We start from the raw sequence: 17,311 nt of genomic DNA, 5'->3' as shown, positions 1-17,311 counted from the left end.
GTTCGCCTCGAAGCCCGCGAGCTGGTATTCGCCGCAATGTTTGACGACGATCGGCAGCCTCGAGTGTTGTATTCGGGGCTCGTTTGGGCTGAAGGTCCGGCGTTCTTGCGAGATTCAGGCGCGCTGTACTTCAGCGACGTGCCGTCGAACACCGAGTACTGCTGGACGGAGGTCGGCGTCGAGGTCTCGCGTAGGCCGAGCGAGTTCGCGAATGGGCACACCACTGATGGGTCGGGGCGGCTCATCACCTGCGAGCATCGCACACGCAGCGTGACGCGCCGTGAGCACGATGGCACTCGAACGACGATCGCTTCGCACTTCGACGGGCGACGGTTGAACTCTCCGAACGATGTGGTCTGCCACTCTGACGGCAGCCTGTGGTTCACCGACCCCGACTACGGCATTCGGAGCCCGGACCAGGGCGGAGTCGCGGCGCGGGAGCAGGATGGATGCTTTGTCTTCAGGGTGTCACCCGATGGCGAGACGGTATCGCTCGTCGCAGACGATTTCGAGATGCCGAACGGCTTGGCGTTCTCCCCAGACGAGTCAGTGTTGTACGTCGCCGACAGCGCATATACCGAAGACGCAACCGCTCCGCGTCACGTGCGAGCGCTCGGTCTGGGGCCGGAAGCCTCGGTGACGTCGTCTCGCGTGCTGTTCACGATCGATCACGGGTGGCCGGATGGGCTCAGGGTTGATCGCGAGGGTCGGATCTGGTGCGCAGCCGGAGACGGTGTGCGGTGCTACTCGCCCGAAGGCGCACTGTTGGGCACGGTGGTGCTTCCGGAAGCGGCTGCCAACCTGTGCTTCGCGGAAGTGGGCGGGCGGCCTGTCCTCATCGCTACGGCCACGAGCTCGGTCTACTCGGTTCCGCTCAAGGACGACCTTTCCGTCGCTCGAGCATGATCGACGGGGTGCCCCGCCGATTCGCCGCCGTCGATGATGAACTCGCTTCCCGTGCAGTAAGAACTCTCATCTGAGGCGAGGTAGACGACGAGGGGAGAGATCTCGTCTGCCCTGGCAGCCCGTCGCTGCGCGACCTGATCGAAGCCTCCGTCATAGTCTTCGATCATCGCCGTCTGCACGTTGCCAGGGTGGATGGAATTCACTCTGATGCCGTCGGGGGCCAGCTCGACCGCCGCGGCCCGCGTAAGTCCCCGAAGCGCGAACTTCGAGGCGTTGTAGGCCGACATGCCGGGAAAGCCGAGAAACCCGGCCGTCGACGACACATTGATGATCGAGCTGGGCCTCGCGTCTCGCAAGGCGGGCAATGCGGCACGAATTCCGCGAAACGATCCGGTCAGGTTGATGTCAAGTGCCCTGTTCCACTCGTCGATACTCACGTCGCCGATCGACCCCCGCACCAGTACGCCTGCGTTGTTGACCAAGACATTCACGACGCCGAACGACTCGAGGGCGAATTCGATCGCGCGGTTCCAGTCGTCGTCGGAGCGCACATCGAGATGCGCGAAGAGGGCACGAGCGCCGAGTTCTCGGGCGAGAGACTCTCCTTCTGCATCCAGGATGTCGGCGATGATCACGTTCGCCCCTTCGCGCACCATCGCCTCGACGTGGGCTCGACCCTGACCTTGCGCACCCCCCGTGACAACTGCAACCTTGCCGTGCAGTCGTCCCAGAGCAGGCGTAGAGGCGGATGATGGCATCGTCATCGTGGCTGCTCTCCTCGCTCGACGATGTCGACGTCTTCGAACAGGCCCTTCGGAAGGTCGCCCTCGGTGCCCACAGGCGACGTCGCGAAGAGCCCCACCTCTGCGCCAATCCACATGCCGGGCGTCATCGTGAACTCGTGTCCCACGTGGTTCCAAGCAGACTCGCCGACACGCCACGAGGCTGTGACGATGCCGGCGTCGGAGATGCTGACGCGGCACGTTACACGAGCGTCAGGCTCCACGACAACTGAGGAATGAATTTCTTCAACACGAGCGAATCCTCCTGTTGCCGCTTCGAGGGCGAGCACGCCGCCCGCTCTGCTTCGCACGCCGATCCAGAAGTAGGTCTTGCCCAGTACAACAATGCCTGCGCGCGTACCCGCGACCGGGTTGTCGATGCCGATCGTCGCGCACGTGGTGGATGCAACGCCCGGCACCCTGTGCCCGAGAACCTGAGGAATTTCTCGCAGGTTTACCGTGTCATTCGGCAAGGCGGAGAGCACGAGGTTTCTGTCATCATGCTCGACGAGCCAATCACTGCCCGGGTTCGCCTGCCAATGCCAGTGAGGCGGAAGCGCACCGCCCCATCGGCGTGGTGGCCGCTCTGGGTGCGTCGAACCGGCGGGAACCGGGTGCCGCAGCACCGGCTCTCCTGCCCTGGTGCCGAGGGCTCCTTGGGCATTCGTTCCCATTCTCGGCCAGCCGTCATCACCCCAGCCCATTGGTTGCAGGTGCACGACGCGGCCGAACGCACCCCGGTCTTGAAAGTGCACGAACCAGTCTTGGTCGTCCACGTCTGTCACCCATGCTCCCTGGTGCGGGCCATTGACCGAGGACGTGCCTTGCGCAAGCACAGTTCTCTCTTCATAGGGGCCCCAGATCTGTTGCGACCGAAAGACAGACTGCCAACCGATTGGCACCGTTCCGGCGGGCGCGAAGACCCAATACCAGCCCTCGCGCTTGTAGATCTTGGGCCCCTCGAGCACGATGAAGCCGGGCAGATCTTCACCCTCGATGAGCGTGGCCGGCGCGCCGATGATGCGCGACGCATCCGGCGCCATCTCGAGCATTGTGATGCGGTTCCAGAAGCCTGCACGCGTCTTGGCCCAAGCATGAGCGAGGTATGCCTTGCCGTCGTCGTCCCAGAACGGGCACGGGTCGATCAGTCCGCGACCGGCGTAGAGCAGGTGCGGTGCGCTCCATGGCCCTGCAGGATCGCTCGCCGTGACGACGTAGATTCCGTGGTCGGGGTCGGGATAGAAGATGTAGAAGATGCCATCGCGGTATCTGATCGTCGGCGCCCAGACGCCGGCGCCGTGGCGCGGCAACGCGAAGTGATCCTCGGGCGTCAACCGTTCGAGCGCGTGACCGATGAGGTTCCACTCGACGAGATCTCGTGAGTGCAGAATCGGCAGTCCCGGCACGCGATTGAAGCTCGACGCAGTCAGGTAGAAGTCTCCGTCGACGCGGATCACATCAGGATCAGACCAGTCGGCGTTGAGGACAGGGTTCGAGTAGAACCGTTGCGGCACGGGCTCCTCCTCTGGAGGCTCATCGGTGAGAAAGCTACATCGTTCAATGAACTAGTATTTCATATAATGAATCACGTGCTCGCGCTGCAGCATGCACCTGCCCGCGCACTCGGTGTGCGCGCCCACACGCGAGCGACTCCAAAGACGGGTAGGAAGCCAGCATGACTGAAACCACATCAGACGAACTCGACGAGCGATGCGCCGCCGCGCAGTCGGCGTCGGAGGTGGCACGTCGTGCGACGACGCGCGAGCGCGCTTCGTGGCTGCGGGCGATAGCGGCGGCCCTCGACTCGAATGTCGACGAACTCGTGCACATTGCTGCGGCTGAGACTCACCTCGGTCTCGAGCGGCTCGAGGGTGAGGTCGCTCGCACTAGCGGCCAATTGAGGCACCTCGCAAGCGTTATCGAAGAGGGATCGTTTCTCGAGTTGTCGATCGACCACGCGCGCGATACCGTCGCGCCACGGGTTCCAGACCTTCGAAGGATGCTGATTCCCCTCGGGCCCGTAGCGGTCTTCTCGGCCTCGAACTTCCCCTTTGCCTTCTCTGTCGCCGGCGGTGATACCGCGTCGGCGATTGCTGCGGGATGCTCTGTCGTCGTCAAGGCACACTCCGGGCATCCCCAGCTCTCACGTCGAACCACGAGCGTCATCGATCGCGCCCTCGACGAAGTCGGAGCGCCCATCGGGCTGGTCTCTCTCGTCGAAGGAACTGGTGCAGGGGCTGCGCTGGTGATGCATCCAGTGATACGCGCGGTGGGATTCACCGGCTCGCTTGCGGGAGGTCGAGCGCTGTTCGATCGTGCTATGTCGCGCCCTGATCCGATTCCGTTCTTCGGCGAGCTCGGAAGCATCAACCCAGTTGTGATCACGCCGGGCGCAGATAGCGCTCGCGGTGCACAACTCGCTGAGGGTCTTGCGCAGTCTTTTCAACTCGGAGCCGGACAATTCTGCACGAAGCCGGGGGTCGTGCTCGTGCCACGCGACTCCAACGTCGAGCGCCACGTGGGAGCACACGTTCGAAGCGCCAACGAGACTCTGCTGACCGACCGGATCAGCGCCGGATTCGTCGAAGGCGTCACCGCTTGGCAACGATCGACCGGGGTCGAGCTGATCGCGGGCGAGATGACTCACGAGCCTGGCTCAGTTCGCTCGATGGTGTTCGCCGTCGATGCAGAGCGTCTCACAACCGACTCGGACGCGCTGCTCGCAGAGGTATTCGGGCCGACAACGCTGTTGGTGCGATATCGAGATGTGAATGACGTGCCGCGATTGCTCGAAGATTTCGAGGGGAGTCTGACAGGTACGATTCACGCGGAGCCCGACGAAGATGTCTCCTCGATCACCGATCTATTCGTCGGGCGAGCAGGGCGAATTGTCTTCAACGGCTGGCCGACCGGGGTCGCCGTGACCTGGTCGCAGCACCATGGCGGACCGTGGCCGGCCACGACCTCGCAATTCACGTCGGTCGGTGCGACGGGCATTCGTCGGTTCTTGCGCCCGATCACCTTTCAAGATGCCCCCGAGGCGCAGTTGCCCCCTGAACTGTGGGAATCGAACCCGCTCGGTCTGCCCCGCCGCATCGATGGTGAGCTGTCGATACCCGATCGACGAAGTCGCTCCTCGTAGCGCCTGCGCGCCGCGCTCTTCGGCCAGCCTCAGTCGAGGCCGAGCTTCTTGCGCAGGCTCGCGACGTGACCCGTGGCCTTCACGTTGTAGAGCGCGTGCTCGATGACGCCGTGCTCGTCGATGACGAACGTCGAGCGGATGACCCCCATGACGGTCTTGCCGTACATCGACTTCTCGCCGTAGGTGGCGTAGGCATTGTGCACCTCGAGCTCGGGGTCGCTCAGCAGCGGGAAGGGCAAGTGCTCGTCGGCAGCGAACTTCTGGAGGGCATCCGGAGCGTCTTTCGACACACCGAGCACGACGTAGCCGGCAGCCTGCAGCGAGGCCAGGTTGTCGCGGAAGTCGCAGGCCTGCGTCGTGCACCCGGGCGTGCTCGCGGCCGGGTAGAAGTAGAGCACGACCTTCTTGCCGGCGTAGTCGGCGAGCGAGACGTGCGCTCCGTCTTTGTCGGGCAGCGTGAAGGCGGGGGCGGGGGTTCCGGCGTCGAGTCGGGGCTGGGCCATGAGGGCTCCTTTGCGGTCGTGAGAGGGTTCGGCCGGCGAGAGCGGGCGACGTCTGAACAGTGTATGGATGCTCGGCCGACGCCGGCTGAGCGCCCGCCGAGTAGAGGCCCGCGCTGGCTGAGTGGTAGTGTTCTTTCTCGGCCCGTTCGCGGGCTCGCGCACCTCTAGCTCAATTGGCAGAGCAACTGACTCTTAATCAGTGGGTTCCGGGTTCAAGTCCCGGGGGGTGTACGAAAGCCCCGGTTCGCTCTCGCCAGCAGCCGGGGTTTTTGCTTGCTCGGGCCGGGCGCGCGGCGGGACTTTGGTCATCAATCAGCGCTCAGCTAGTGCGCGGGGGCGCTCGCACGCGCAGAATGAGGGCGCGCCGCTGAGGCGCGACCACCACTGCGAGCGGAGCCACCACCCGTGTTCGAGCAAGACATCGACCCTGTCTTCGGGTCTCTGGTGCTGTCGGCGATCGCCGCGGGGCTGCCGCTGCTGCTGCTGTTCGTGCTGCTGGGCGTGTTCAAGGTGCGTGCGCCGTTCGCCGCGCTCGCCGCCCTCGCGCTGTCGATCACACTCGCGATCGTCGGCTGGAACATGCCGCCCGTGCAGGCGCTCAGCGCCGCCGCGGCTGGCGTGTTCTACGGCTTCTTTCCGATTCTGTGGATTCTCGTGAACGCGCTCTGGGTCTATCGCCTCACGGTGGTGACGCCGTGGTTCGAGGTGTTCGGCCGCACGATCCGCTCGGTGAGCGACGATCTGCGCGTCCTCTCGATTCTCATCGCCTTCTGCTTCGGCGCGCTGCTCGAATCGTTGGCGGGATTCGGGGCGCCTGTGGCGATCTCGGCGGCGATGCTGCTCGCGGCGGGCATGGCTCCGTTGAAGGCGGCGCTCGTGTCGCTGCTCGCCAACACGGCGCCTGTCGCGTTCGGTGCGCTCGCGGCCCCAGTGATCGCGCTCGCGGGGGTGACGGGGCTGCCTCTCGACGAGGTCGCGTCGATGGCGGGTCGGCAGACGCCGTTCATGGCGCTGCTGGTGCCGCTCATCTTGGTCTTCTTGGTGGATGGCCTCCGTGGCCTCCGGCAGACGTGGCCAGTCGCCCTGGTTGCGGGTGCGGTGTTCGGCCTCGCGCAGTACGTCACGTCGAACTTCTTCGCCGTCGAGCTGACCGATGTGGTCGCGGCGGTGGCGACGATCGCCGCCGTGCTGCTCATGCTGCGGGTGTGGCAGCCGGCTGAGCTCGTGGGCATGAGCGGTGCGGTCGAGGTGGGGGTGCCCGCGGTCGAGCGTCCGCCGCTGCGCGAGGTGCTCATGTCGGTGGCGCCCTACCTGATCATCATGACGGTGTTCTCGATCGCCCAGATCGTGGTGGTCAAAGAGTGGTTCGCCGCGGCCAGTGTGACGTTCGCCTGGCCGGGGCTCGACGTCGTGACGGCCGCGGGTGCCCCGGCGGGAGCCCAGACGATGCACCTCGACACCATCGGGGCCACCGGCACCCTGCTGCTCATCTCTGGTCTGCTCACCGCCGCGCTCTACCACATCGTGCCGCGCACCGGTCTCGCCGCGTACGGTGCAACCCTGCATCAGCTGCGGTGGACGATCGTGACGGTCGCGGCCGTGCTCGGCCTCTCGTTCGTCATGAACCTGTCGGGTCAGGCGACCTCGCTCGGGGTAGCGCTGGCGTCGGCCGGCGGGTTCTTCGTGGTGCTCTCGCCCGTCATCGGCTGGATCGGTGTGGCGCTCACCGGCTCTGACACCTCGTCGAACGTGCTCTTCGGCCCCGTGCAGGTGGCCGCGGCCGCGCAAGTGGGTCTGCCGCCCGTGCTCATGGCCGCGGCAAACTCGTCGGCCGGGGTGCTCGGCAAGATGCTCTCGGTGCAGAACCTCGCCGTGGCGGCCGCCGCTGTGGGCAAGGTGGGGTCAGAGCCGACGCTGCTGCGGCGCCTGCTGCCGTGGAGCCTCGGGCTGCTCGCCCTCATCACGCTGCTCATCGTGCTGCAGTCGACGCCCGTTCTCGGCTGGATGGTGCCCTGAAGGGTTGTCAGCACGGCAGGATGATGCCGTGACCATCGACACCTGGCTGATCTTCGCCCTCGCCGCGCTCGGCCTCTCGTTCACGCCGGGGCCGAACGGCCTGCTGGCGCTGACGCACGGCGCGATCTACGGCGTGCGACGCACGGTGGCGACGGTGCTGGGCGGGGCCCTCGGCTTTCTCGTCGTCATCGCGATCTCGATGTTCGGCATCGGGGCCCTGCTGACGGCCGTGCCCGACGTGCTCACGGTGCTCAAGTGGGTGGGCGGCGCCTATCTGGTGTTTCTCGGCGTGCAGGTGTGGCGGGCTCCGGCGATCGCTGTGTCGCCGGGCGTCGAGCGGCCGAGTGCCGCGTGGTGGTCACTCGCGCAGCAGGGCTTCTTGGCCGCGGTGACGAACCCGAAGGGCATCCTGTTCTTCGTCGCCTTCCTGCCGCAGTTCATCGACCCGCAGCGCGACCTCGGGGTGCAGTTCGCGATCATGGCGGCGACGTTCATCGTCATCGAGATCGTGTTCGAGCTCGTCGTCGCGGCGCTGTCGCAGTCGCTGCAGCCCTTGCTCGCGCGCGCCGGCCGCTGGTTCAACCGGGTCACGGGCGGGTTCTTCGTGCTCATCGGCGTGCTGCTGCCCTGGCAGCTCTAGACGCTGCAAGCCCGGCCGGGGTGCGCGCAGGGTGCTGTGTGCGCCTTGTTAACGTTCCCGAACTGTAGGAGGGGGCGGCGTTGCTGGGGCTGCATGCTCGAGGGTTTCCTACTCCTCGGGAGTCCTCGAGGGGTTCCTACAGTTCGGGGCCTCCCGCCCTCGGCAACTGTTCCTACAGTTCGGGAACGTCGTGAAGGGGCAACCTTCATCCGGCGCGGGCGTCGCACCCTCGGCTCAGGCACACCGCACCCTCGGCCCGGGCGCACCACAACCTCGGCTCAGGCGCACCGGGCGCGGCTCACGCCGACGTGCGCTTCGCGAGCCGCAACCAGGTCTCGACGACGGTGTCGGGGTTGAGCGACATCGACTCGATGCCCTGATCGACGAGCCATTCGGCGAGGTCGGGGTGGTCGCTCGGCCCCTGGCCGCAGATGCCGACATACTTGCCCGCCGCGCGGCAGGCGTCGATCGCCATGGCGAGCAGTGCGAGCACCGCGGGGTCGCGCTCGTCGAACGAGCCGGCGACGAGCGCCGAGTCTCGGTCGACTCCGAGCGTGAGCTGCGTGAGGTCGTTCGAGCCGATCGAGAACCCGTCGACGTGCTCGAGAAAAGCGGCCGCGGTGATCGCGTTCGACGGTATCTCGCACATCATGATGACGCGCAGCCCGTTCTCTGCGCGGCGCAGCCCGTTCTCGGCGAGCACCTCGATGACGGCTTCGAGCTCACCCACTGTGCGCACGAACGGCACCATGATCTCGACGTTGGCGAGCCCCATGTCGTCGCGCACGTGTCGCATCGCCTCGCACTCCATGGCGAAGGCTTCGGCGAAGTCTTCTGAGACGTAGCGCGAGGCGCCGCGATACCCGAGCATCGGGTTCTCTTCGCGCGGCTCATAGCGCTCGCCGCCGATGAGCCCGGCATACTCGTTCGACTTAAAGTCGCTCAACCGCACGATGACCGGCTCGGGGGCGAACGCCGCCGCGATCGTCGCCACGCCTTCGGCGACGCGGCTGACGAAGAACGCGCGCGGCGAGGGGTAGGCGGCGCAGTGCTCGTCGACCACCTTCTGCAGGTCGGCCGGCAGCACGTCGCGCTCGAGCAGCGCACGGGGGTGGATGCCCACCTGGCGGTTGATGATGAACTCGAGCCGCGCCAACCCGACCCCTCGGTTCGGCAGGTGCGAGAACGCGAACGCCTGGTCGGGGGTGCCGACGTTCATCATGATCTTCGTCGGCAGCGGGGGCATCGCCTCGAGCGAGGTCTCGATGATCTCGAACGGCAGAATGCCCTCATAGACCCGGCCTTCGTCGCCTTCGGCGCACGAGACGGTGACCTCTTGCTCGTCGCGCATGACGCTCGTCGCGGTGCCCGTGCCGACCACGGCCGGTATACCCAGTTCGCGCGCGATGATCGCTGCGTGGCAGGTGCGACCGCCGCGATTGGTGACGATCGCCGACGCCCGCTTCATGATCGGCTCCCAGTCGGGGTCGGTCATGTCGGCGACGAGCACGTCGCCTTCGTTGAACTCGCTCATGCGGTCGATCGAGGTGAGCACGCGCACGGGCCCGGCGCCGATCTTCTGGCCGATGGCGCGGCCGGCGATGACGAGCGGCCCCGTGCCGTCGAGGGAGTACCGCCGCAGCACCTGCCCTTCGCGTCGCGAGACCACTGTCTCGGGGCGCGCCTGCAAGATGTAGAGCTTGCCGTCGACGCCGTCGCGCGCCCACTCGATATCCATGGGGCGCCCGTAGTGCTCTTCGATGGTGAGCGCGTGCCGCGCGAGCTCTTCGACTTCGGCGTCGGTGATGCTGAACCTCGTGCGCTCTGCCGGCTCGACGTCGGTGAACACGGTGCTCGTCGAGGTGCTCGACCCTTCGGCGTAGACCATCTTGAGGGCCTTCTCGCCGAGCGCGCGAGAGAGTATCGCGGCCTTGCCGGCACGCAGGCTGGGCTTGTAGACGTAGAACTCGTCGGGGTTCACGGCGCCTTGCACGACTGCTTCGCCGAGGCCGTACGACGAGGTGATGAACACGGCGTCGGTGAAGCCAGACTCGGTGTCGATCGTGAACATGACCCCCGAGGCCCCGATGTCGCTGCGGATCATGCGCTGCACGCCCGCCGACAGCGCGACCTCGTCGTGGGCGAAGCCGTGATGCACGCGGTAGGCGATGGCGCGGTCGTTGAAGAGCGACGCGAAGACGCTGCGCACGGCCTGCAGCAGGTTGTCGATGCCGCTGATGTTCAGGTAGGTCTCTTGCTGGCCGGCGAACGATGCGTCTGGCAGGTCTTCGGCTGTCGCGCTCGACCGCACCGCCCACGACACGCTGTCGGGGTCTGGGTCGCCGTCGATGAGGCGCTGGTATGCCTCACGGATGCTCGCCTCGAGCTCGGCCGGAAACGGCTGCTGCTCGATCCACCCTCGAATGGTCGAGCCGACGCGGGCCAGCTCGGTCACGTCGGCGACGTCGAGGGGCAGCACGAGCTGCATGATGCGGTCGTAGAGGCCGTCGCCGGCGAGAAAGTGGTGGTACGCATCCGCCGTCGTGGCGAACCCTCCTGGCACTCGCACGCCGAGCGGTTCGAGCTTGCTGACCATCTCGCCCAGCGACGCGTTCTTGCCTCCGACCTGGGCGACGTCACCCATGCCGAGTTCGTCGAACCAGAGAATGTTGGCGGTCATCGTTGTGCTCCTTCTCTTTCGCTCGCCGTTCGGCGACGCAAGCTGGCAAGAATCACGGCGGCCATCTCTTCGACCGAGCGGTCGGTCGAGTCGAGCGAGGGCACACCGTGACGGCGGTAGAGGTCTTCGGCCCAGCGCACCTCTCGAGTGCACTGCGCGAGTGATGAGTAGGTCGACTCGGGTCGGCGTGCCGCCCGCACCTGGGCGAGCCGCTGCGGGTTGGCAGTGAGGCCGAAGAGCCGGTCGGCGTAGGGGCGCAGCGGCCGCGGCAGGTCGTCGCTCGGCAGCCTGCCCTCGGGCAGGTCGTCGTCGGTGAGGGGGTAGTTGGCGACGACGATGCCGTGCTGCAGCGCGAGGTACATCGAGGTCGGCGTCTTGCCGCACCGCGAGGGTGCGATGAGAATCACCTGCGCCCGGTCGAGCGCGCGCAGGCTCTGGCCGTCGTCGTGCTCGATGGCGTACTCGATCGCCCACATGCGGTCGTGGTAGCGGTCGAGGTCGCCGAGGCTGTGCACGGTGCCGCGGCCGGGCTGCGCACTGACTCCGAGCGCTGCCTCGACTTCGCGCAAGTGGCCGCCGAGCAGATCGATGACGATCGCGGGGGCCGCCGCCACTCGCTGCCGCACCGCGAGGTCGCGAATGGTCGTGAACACCAGGGGAGGGGCATCTGTCGCCGCAGCGTGGGCGGCGTCGGTGATCGTGGCGACCGCTTCGGCGGCGGCGTCGGCGGTGTCGACGAAGGGGATCGTGTGCCGGTCGAGCGGCACGCCGGGAAAGCTCACGAGCAGGGCGCTGCCGAGGGTCTCGGCGGTGATGGCCGTGCCGTCTGAGACGAAGAAGACGGGGCGGGCGGCGGCAGCTGCTGTGCTCATGCGGCCCTCCCCAGGTGCGCGCGGCTTCGGTGCCGGCGCTCTTCCAGGCTAGGCAGTGTCAGCGGCGCTGCCTAGGGCCGTTGGTCCCCGTCGGGGTGCGGTGGGTCGCCGCGGCTCAGTCGTCGAGCTCGAGCAAATCGGTCTCGCGGCTCTCTTCGATGACCGAGCCGACGGCGATCGCGACGCTGATGCCCCAGCTGACCCACATGAGGGCGAGGCGCCAGTCGCGCGGACCGGTGCGAGTCTGGTTGATCACTCCGATGGCCGAGAAGGCGGCACCGAGTACCGCTCCGTTGAAGAGAAACTTGCGCATGCGACCTCCCGTGTCGAGTGTCAACGGTATCGGCTGTGCGCGCGGGGCGCAGAAGTCTGAGACTCTTCCCAGAGCACGCCAGGAAACTGACCGATCGGCCAGATACTGACCAATCGGTCAACTACGGTGTGAGCATGCCCTTGCACGATGACCTTCGCGCCATAGCGCTCGCCGAGTTCGCCACCTCGGGCTATGCGGCGACCTCGCTGCAGCGCATCGCCGACCTCGCGGGCACCTCGAAGGCGAGCGTCTTGTATCACTTCGCCTCGAAAGAGCTGCTGCTCGCCGACATCGTCAGCCCCGCGCTCGATGACCTCGAAACCCTGCTCGAGACCATCGAGAGCGCGGGCGGCCTGCGTCGCTCAGACTTCGTCGAGCGCTTCGTCGACCTGCTGCTGCAGCACCGCCAAGTGGTGCCCCTCGTCATCAACCAGGGCGCGACCCTCGACGATGTGCCGGTGATGCACCGAGCAACCCTGATCATGCTGCGAGTGGCAGAGCTCTTCAGGCTCGCGAGCAGTTCGACGAAAGACAAGCTGCGCTTCGGCGTGGCATTCGGTGGCGTCGCCTACACCCTGGCGGCCGCCGAGCGACTGGGTCTCAACGGCGAGATTCCGATCGACGAGGTGCGCTCTGCACTGCTCGAGATCTTGCACGACTTGCTCGTGCCCGCCGACACGACCATTCGCTAAGGAGCCGTTCTCGATGGCCACGCTTCTCTACCGGCTCGGCCGGTACGCCTACCGCCGCGCGCGGCTCGTCATCGTCACCTGGCTCGTGCTGTTCGCAGCGGCGCTCGGTGCGGGAATCGGGCTGGGCGGGCAGACAGACGAGACCTTCAGCATCCCCGGCACAGAATCGCAGGTCGCGCTCGACCAGTTGAACGCGCTCTTTCCGGCCGTCGCCGGCGCGAGCGTGAACGCCGTCGTGGTGGCTCCCGAGGGCATGCTCATCAGCGACGAGGCCGTGCGCGACGAGATCGACGCGCTTGTCGCCGAGATCGCCGCCGTCGACGGCGTCGAGTCGGTGCTCGGCCCCTTCGACGAGTTCGCCGACGGCCAGGTGAGCGCCGACGAGTCGATCGCGCTCGTCCGGGTGCAGCTCATCGGCTCGTCTCGCGACGTCAGCGAGGCGACCCTCGACGCTCTCGTCGCCACGGCAGACACTGTCGAGCCGCGGGTCGAGTTCGGCGGCCAAGTCTTTCAAGAGACCACGGTGGGTCTCACCGTCGTCGAAGTGCTCGGCGTGCTCTTCGCCGGGGCAGTGCTCATCATCACCTTCGGGTCGATTCGACCGGCGTGGATGCCGCTGGCGACCGCACTCATCGGCGTCGGCACCGTCGTAGGCGGCATTCTCGCCCTCGCCTCGGTGCTGCCGGTCTCGAGCTCTGCGCCCCTGCTCGCGGTCATGATCGGGCTCGCCGTCGGCATCGACTATGCCCTGTTCATCTTGTCTCGGCATCGAGGGCAGCTGGCGCGCGGCATGGACGCCGCCGAGTCGGCCGCCGTCGCGGTCGGCACCGCAGGCAGCGCGGTCGTCTTCGCGGGAGTCACCGTCATCATCGCGCTGCTCGGGCTGCTCGTCGTCGGGGTTCCCTTTCTCTCGGTGATGGGGGTCGGTGCCGCGTTCGCCGTGCTCATCGCCATCATCGGCGCTGTCACGCTGCTGCCAGCGCTGCTCGGCATCGCGGGTGCGAAGCTCGCGCCGAAGCCCGGTTCGCGCGCCTGGAAGCGCGCGCACCCGACCGACACCTCGGCGCCCACGATGGGCCGTCGCTGGGTGCGCGGCGTCATGAAGCGCCCGATCCTCACGAGCATCTCGGTCGTCGCCGTGCTCGGGGTGCTGTCGATTCCGGCGCTGTCGCTCGACCTCAACCTGCCAGACGGCGGCAGCGAGCCGGCGGGCTCGACGCAGCGCGAAGCCTACGACCTCATCGCCGAGGGCTTCGGCCCCGGCACGGCCGGCCCGCTGCTGGTGACGCTCGACATCACCCAGTCGACCGAGATTCTCGACGACCTCGAGGCCATCAGGGCAGAGCTCGAGCAGGTGGAGGGGGTCGCGAGCGTGAGTCGGGGCATCCCGTCACCGGGTCTCGAGACAGCCATCTTCCAGGTCGCCCCTGAGACGGCGCCCGATGACCCGCAGACCAAGGTGGTCGTCGCCGAGCTGCGCGAGCTCGCACCCGAGCTCGAGGCAGAGTTCGGCACGCCGCTCGCCGTGACCGGGGTCACCGCCGTCGGCATCGACATCTCGACCCGCTTGACGAACGCGCTCGTGCCGTTCGGCCTCGTGGTCGTCGGGCTCTCGGTGATGCTGCTCATGGCGGTCTTCCGCTCGGTGCTCGTACCCGTCAAGGCGGCGCTCGGATTCGTGCTCTCGGTCGGCACGGGCATGGGAGTAGCCGTGGCCGTCTTCCAGTGGGGGTGGGGCGCCGAGCTGCTGCACGCCGAACCCGGCCCCATTCTGAGCTTCATGCCGATCATCCTGATGGCGGTGCTCTTCGGCCTCGCGATGGACTACGAGGTGTTCTTGGTGTCTGGCATGCGCGAAGAGTTCGTGCGCACCGACGATGCGAGGCTCGCGATCGACAACGGTTTCGCGAACGGTGCTCGCGTGGTCACCGCCGCCGCGCTCATCATGTTCTTCGTCTTCGCCTCGTTCGTGCCAGAAGGCGCGGGGCTCATCAAGCCCATCGCGCTCGGGCTCGCCGTCGGCATCGCGGTCGACGCCTTCGTCGTGCGCATGACGCTCGGCCCGGCCCTCATGACGCTGTTCGGGCGCGCGGCCTGGTGGTTTCCGAGGTGGCTCGACCGACTGCTGCCCGACCTCGACGTCGAGGGCGAGAAGCTGCGACACCACCGCGACCACCGTGCGTGGGCCGACAGTCACGAGAACTCTGTCATCGTCGCCGAGGCGGTCACCGTCACGGGGTCGGATGCCCGGCTCGACCTCGTCGCCGCCGCGGGTGCTCGCGTCGACCTCGTCGGCGACTCGGCGACCCGTCGACTCATGGGCGCCGCCCTGGCGGGGTATCTTCCGATCACCACGGGGCGCGCTGTCGTAGCCGATGCGGTGCTGCCCTCTGAGGCGGGGCGCGCTTCGCGACGCGTCACGCTCGTCGACGTGAGCGGCGACCGGCTCGCCTCGACCGTGTCGATCGGCGCGCTCGTGAGCGAGCGCATGGCGCTCGCCGCCGGATACCCGCGCGCGCCGAGGCGCTCACGGCGCTGGGTGTCGCGACTCGCCGCGACGATCGACGCGCTCGGACTCGATGCGGGTGCTGTGCGCGATGCCGAGACGCCGGTCGTCTCGCTCGACGCTCGCCGACGCGCGCTCGTGCTCGCTGCCGTGGCGACGCTCGACGCCACGGCCGTGATCGTGCTCGACCATCGCGATGATGCCCTCACCGCCGCCGATATCGACCTCGCCGACGCCCTCGTGCAGCGGCTCGCGCCACCCGCGGTCGTGCGGGTGTGGGGTCGTGAGCCCGGCTCTGACACCGCTGCCGAGACCACGACCGTGGTGCTCGAGCCTCGACCCGCCTTTGCTGACAGGAGCGACCTCTCATGACGTCGACACTCACCCGCCCTCGCCTGCGCGGTGTGCGCCGCTGGCTGACCCTCGCCGCAGCGGTGACCGTGCCGCTGGCCCTCGTGGGCCTCGCGCTCGCGGCCGTCGGCAACGACTCGGCCGCGCTCGAGCGCATCCCCGCAGCCGTCGTCAACGACGACACCCTCCTCACGATCGTCGACGACAACGGCGACGAGCAGTTCGTCTTCGCCGGTCGCCAACTGGTCACCGAGCTGACCGCCCCGGGCAACGACGGCTTCTCGTGGCGGGTGACGAGCGCCGATGAGGCTGCTGATGCTCTCGCGCGGGGCGACGTGTACGCGGTGCTGACGATTCCGCCGACCTTCTCAGAGTCGCTCTTGACGATCGGCACCCCCGATCCGGTGCAGGCGCGGCTCTCGATCGAGACCGACGACGCCCACAGCTACCTGGCTGGCTCGGTGGTGCAGGCGGTCGGCAGCGGGCTCGCCCAGCAGTTCGGGGCGAGCATCACGGCGCGCTACCTCGACGGCCTCACTGCAGGGCTCGGCGAGCTGGGGGTCGCGCTCGAGCAGGCGGCCGACGGAGCCTCGCAACTGGGTGACGGCGCCACGCAGCTGAGCGACGGGCTCTCGGGGCTCAGCGCCGGAACCTCGGCGTCGGCGAGCGGCGCTCGCCAGCTCTCGAGCGGCATCGCGCAGTACACCTCGGGCGTCTCGTCGCTCTCGACGGGGCTCGCACAGCTCGATGCTGGTGCTCGCCAGCTCGAGCCGCTGCAGCAGGCCCTCGGCGGGCTGGTGCCGCAGTCGGGAGCACTCGCGGCCGACATCACCGCTCTCGCGCCCGCGATCGCGGCGTCGAACCTCAGCGATGCCGACAAGGCGGCGTTCCAGGCAGCCCTCGTCGACGCTCAGGTGCTCGCCGGCACGGCGGTGGCCGTCGTGCCGCAGACGAACGGCGCTCTCGACGGGCTGCAGTCTGGCATCGCTCAGAGCGCTGCGGGCGCCGCCGCGCTCGCGGCGGGTGGCGCCGACCTGCGTGCGGGATCGTCGTCGCTCGCGGCCGGTCTCGGGACCCTCGCCTCGGGCACGAACGAGGTGTCTGCCGGAGCCGCAACGCTCGCTGATGGCGTCGACGAGCTGGCCACGGGCCTTGCGACGGGCGCCGCGGGCATTCCCGAAGCCGGTGACAGTGCGATCGCCACCGAACCCGTGGTGGTCGATGCGAGTCGTTCGAACGAGGTTTCGGGGGTCGGCTCGGTCATCGCCGAGACGCTCGTGCCGGTCGGCCTGTGGATCGGCGCACTCGCCACCTTCATTGCTCTGCGCCCTGCGGCGCGCGGCGTCATCGGCACCTCGGCCGCCGGTGGCACGATAGTGCGCCGCTCGATCGGCCGTGCGTCGATCATCGCGCTCGCGCAGGCCGCGCTCGTCACGCTGCTGGTGCACGCGGTGAGCGGTGTCGACTGGATGCTGCTGCCGGCGACCCTGGCTCTCACGAGCATCATCGCGCTCGCGTTCACGGCCGTGCACGCGGCCCTCACCCTGACGCTCGGTCGGGCGGGGCTCGTCGTCTCGCTGCTGCTGCTCGTCGTGCAGCTCGTGGCGACGGGCGGCATCGTGCCGATCGCGGCCCTCGCCGACCCCTTCCCGGCACTCAGCACGATTCTGCCGCTCTCGTACGCGGTCGACGGCATGCAGGCGCTCTTCGCCGGGGGCGACCCGGCCCGCATCTGGGCGGCGGTCGCCGTCATGGTGCTGCTCGGGCTGCTCTCGCTCGCGGTGGCGCGGTTGGCGGCCGGGCGGTCTCGTCGGCGCGACGCGCTCGACGCCTTCGCGCCCGCACTCGCGCCTGCGTAGTCGGGCGTGCTCTTCACCTCCCATCGATGACTCTAATGGTCGCCTGAAG

Annotated in this window: 13 protein-coding genes and 1 tRNA gene; 8 read left to right on the top strand and 6 right to left on the bottom strand. The window is 67.8% G+C overall.

The window, feature by feature from the left end; all coding sequences use genetic code 11:
• Positions 1 to 36: 36 nt before the first annotated feature.
• Positions 37 to 906 (top strand): SMP-30/gluconolactonase/LRE family protein, encoded by an 870-nt coding sequence (locus KIT89_RS07045; protein WP_297603930.1) that lies wholly within the window; start codon positions 37 to 39, stop codon positions 904 to 906.
• Here KIT89_RS07045 and KIT89_RS07040 read toward each other — a convergent pair.
• The gene (locus KIT89_RS07040; RefSeq protein WP_297599641.1) at positions 861 to 1,670 is read right to left on the bottom strand and encodes an SDR family oxidoreductase; all 810 of its coding nucleotides are present in this window, start codon (positions 1,668 to 1,670) and stop codon (positions 861 to 863) included. The two genes, KIT89_RS07045 and KIT89_RS07040, sit on opposite strands and share 46 nt — an antisense overlap.
• Positions 1,667 to 3,202: a glycoside hydrolase 43 family protein gene (locus tag KIT89_RS07035; protein WP_297599639.1), complete on the bottom strand. Its 1,536-nt coding sequence runs from the start codon at positions 3,200 to 3,202 to the stop codon at positions 1,667 to 1,669. Before KIT89_RS07035 ends, KIT89_RS07040 begins: the two co-directional genes overlap by 4 nt.
• A 161-nt stretch (positions 3,203 to 3,363) precedes the next feature.
• Here KIT89_RS07035 and KIT89_RS07030 point away from each other — a divergent pair, with 161 nt between their 5' ends.
• On the top strand, positions 3,364 to 4,830 hold the full coding sequence (locus KIT89_RS07030; protein WP_297599637.1) for an aldehyde dehydrogenase (NADP(+)): 1,467 nt from the start codon (positions 3,364 to 3,366) through the stop codon (positions 4,828 to 4,830).
• A 29-nt stretch (positions 4,831 to 4,859) separates the two neighbouring features.
• On the opposite strand, the gene bcp is transcribed toward KIT89_RS07030, so the two are convergent.
• On the bottom strand, positions 4,860 to 5,333 hold the full coding sequence (bcp, locus tag KIT89_RS07025; protein WP_297599635.1) for a thioredoxin-dependent thiol peroxidase: 474 nt from the start codon (positions 5,331 to 5,333) through the stop codon (positions 4,860 to 4,862).
• 158 nt (positions 5,334 to 5,491) lie between these two features.
• Here bcp and KIT89_RS07020 point away from each other — a divergent pair.
• The 3 genes from KIT89_RS07020 (at position 5,492) to KIT89_RS07010 (ending at position 7,989) form a co-directional block, all read left to right on the top strand.
• Positions 5,492 to 5,564 (top strand) — tRNA-Lys (locus tag KIT89_RS07020).
• A gap of 174 nt (positions 5,565 to 5,738) precedes the next feature.
• Positions 5,739 to 7,349 carry an L-lactate permease gene (locus tag KIT89_RS07015; protein WP_297599633.1) on the top strand — a complete coding sequence of 537 codons (1,611 nt, stop codon included), beginning with the start codon at positions 5,739 to 5,741 and terminating at the stop codon, positions 7,347 to 7,349.
• Positions 7,350 to 7,377: 28 nt separating this feature from the next.
• A complete protein-coding gene (locus tag KIT89_RS07010) occupies positions 7,378 to 7,989 on the top strand; it encodes a LysE family translocator (protein ID WP_297599631.1) in 612 nt (203 codons plus the stop codon).
• A 298-nt stretch (positions 7,990 to 8,287) separates the two neighbouring features.
• Here the strand turns inward: KIT89_RS07010 and ppsA are convergent, their stop codons facing one another.
• From ppsA to KIT89_RS06995, 3 genes are all read right to left on the bottom strand, one after another.
• Positions 8,288 to 10,669: a phosphoenolpyruvate synthase gene (gene ppsA, locus KIT89_RS07005; RefSeq protein WP_297599630.1), complete on the bottom strand. Its 2,382-nt coding sequence runs from the start codon at positions 10,667 to 10,669 to the stop codon at positions 8,288 to 8,290.
• Positions 10,666 to 11,541, bottom strand: a complete 876-nt coding sequence (gene ppsR / locus KIT89_RS07000) for a pyruvate, phosphate dikinase/phosphoenolpyruvate synthase regulator (RefSeq protein ID WP_297599628.1) — start codon at positions 11,539 to 11,541, stop codon at positions 10,666 to 10,668. The genes ppsA and ppsR overlap by 4 nt, the downstream gene beginning before the upstream one ends.
• Positions 11,542 to 11,656: 115 nt before the next feature.
• Positions 11,657 to 11,854 (bottom strand): hypothetical protein, encoded by a 198-nt coding sequence (locus tag KIT89_RS06995; RefSeq protein WP_297599626.1) that lies wholly within the window; start codon positions 11,852 to 11,854, stop codon positions 11,657 to 11,659.
• 134 nt (positions 11,855 to 11,988) lie between these two features.
• Between KIT89_RS06995 and KIT89_RS06990 the strand changes: the two genes are divergently transcribed.
• Genes KIT89_RS06990 through KIT89_RS06980 form a run of 3 tightly spaced genes read left to right on the top strand, consistent with a single transcriptional unit; the run spans position 11,989 to position 17,262 of the window.
• Positions 11,989 to 12,546 carry a TetR/AcrR family transcriptional regulator gene (locus tag KIT89_RS06990; protein ID WP_297599624.1) on the top strand — a complete coding sequence of 186 codons (558 nt, stop codon included), beginning with the start codon at positions 11,989 to 11,991 and terminating at the stop codon, positions 12,544 to 12,546.
• Positions 12,547 to 12,559: 13 nt separating this feature from the next.
• Positions 12,560 to 15,424 (top strand): MMPL family transporter, encoded by a 2,865-nt coding sequence (locus KIT89_RS06985; protein WP_297599622.1) that lies wholly within the window; start codon positions 12,560 to 12,562, stop codon positions 15,422 to 15,424.
• Positions 15,421 to 17,262 carry a YhgE/Pip family protein gene (locus tag KIT89_RS06980; protein WP_297599620.1) on the top strand — a complete coding sequence of 614 codons (1,842 nt, stop codon included), beginning with the start codon at positions 15,421 to 15,423 and terminating at the stop codon, positions 17,260 to 17,262. Before KIT89_RS06985 ends, KIT89_RS06980 begins: the two co-directional genes overlap by 4 nt.
• The last annotated feature ends 49 nt before the right edge of the window (positions 17,263 to 17,311 follow it).

Origin of the sequence: Microcella sp., from assembly GCF_025808395.1 — a bacterium.
Classification (GTDB): domain Bacteria; phylum Actinomycetota; class Actinomycetes; order Actinomycetales; family Microbacteriaceae; genus Microcella.
This window is presented reverse-complemented; position numbering and strand designations above follow the sequence as displayed.

Excerpts from the sequence above, each read along its gene's own strand:
- KIT89_RS07045 (WP_297603930.1), top strand. The coding sequence starts at position 37 with ATGTTTGACGACGATCGGCAGCCTCGAGTGTTGTATTCGGGGCTCGTT.
- KIT89_RS07040 (WP_297599641.1), bottom strand. The coding sequence starts at position 1,670 with ATGACGATGCCATCATCCGCCTCTACGCCTGCTCTGGGACGACTGCAC.
- KIT89_RS07030 (WP_297599637.1), top strand. The coding sequence starts at position 3,364 with ATGACTGAAACCACATCAGACGAACTCGACGAGCGATGCGCCGCCGCG.
- bcp (WP_297599635.1), bottom strand. The coding sequence starts at position 5,333 with ATGGCCCAGCCCCGACTCGACGCCGGAACCCCCGCCCCCGCCTTCACG.
- ppsA (WP_297599630.1), bottom strand. The coding sequence starts at position 10,669 with ATGACCGCCAACATTCTCTGGTTCGACGAACTCGGCATGGGTGACGTC.
- ppsR (WP_297599628.1), bottom strand. The coding sequence starts at position 11,541 with ATGAGCACAGCAGCTGCCGCCGCCCGCCCCGTCTTCTTCGTCTCAGAC.
- KIT89_RS06995 (WP_297599626.1), bottom strand. The coding sequence starts at position 11,854 with ATGCGCAAGTTTCTCTTCAACGGAGCGGTACTCGGTGCCGCCTTCTCG.
- KIT89_RS06990 (WP_297599624.1), top strand. The coding sequence starts at position 11,989 with ATGCCCTTGCACGATGACCTTCGCGCCATAGCGCTCGCCGAGTTCGCC.
- KIT89_RS06985 (WP_297599622.1), top strand. The coding sequence starts at position 12,560 with ATGGCCACGCTTCTCTACCGGCTCGGCCGGTACGCCTACCGCCGCGCG.
- KIT89_RS06980 (WP_297599620.1), top strand. The coding sequence starts at position 15,421 with ATGACGTCGACACTCACCCGCCCTCGCCTGCGCGGTGTGCGCCGCTGG.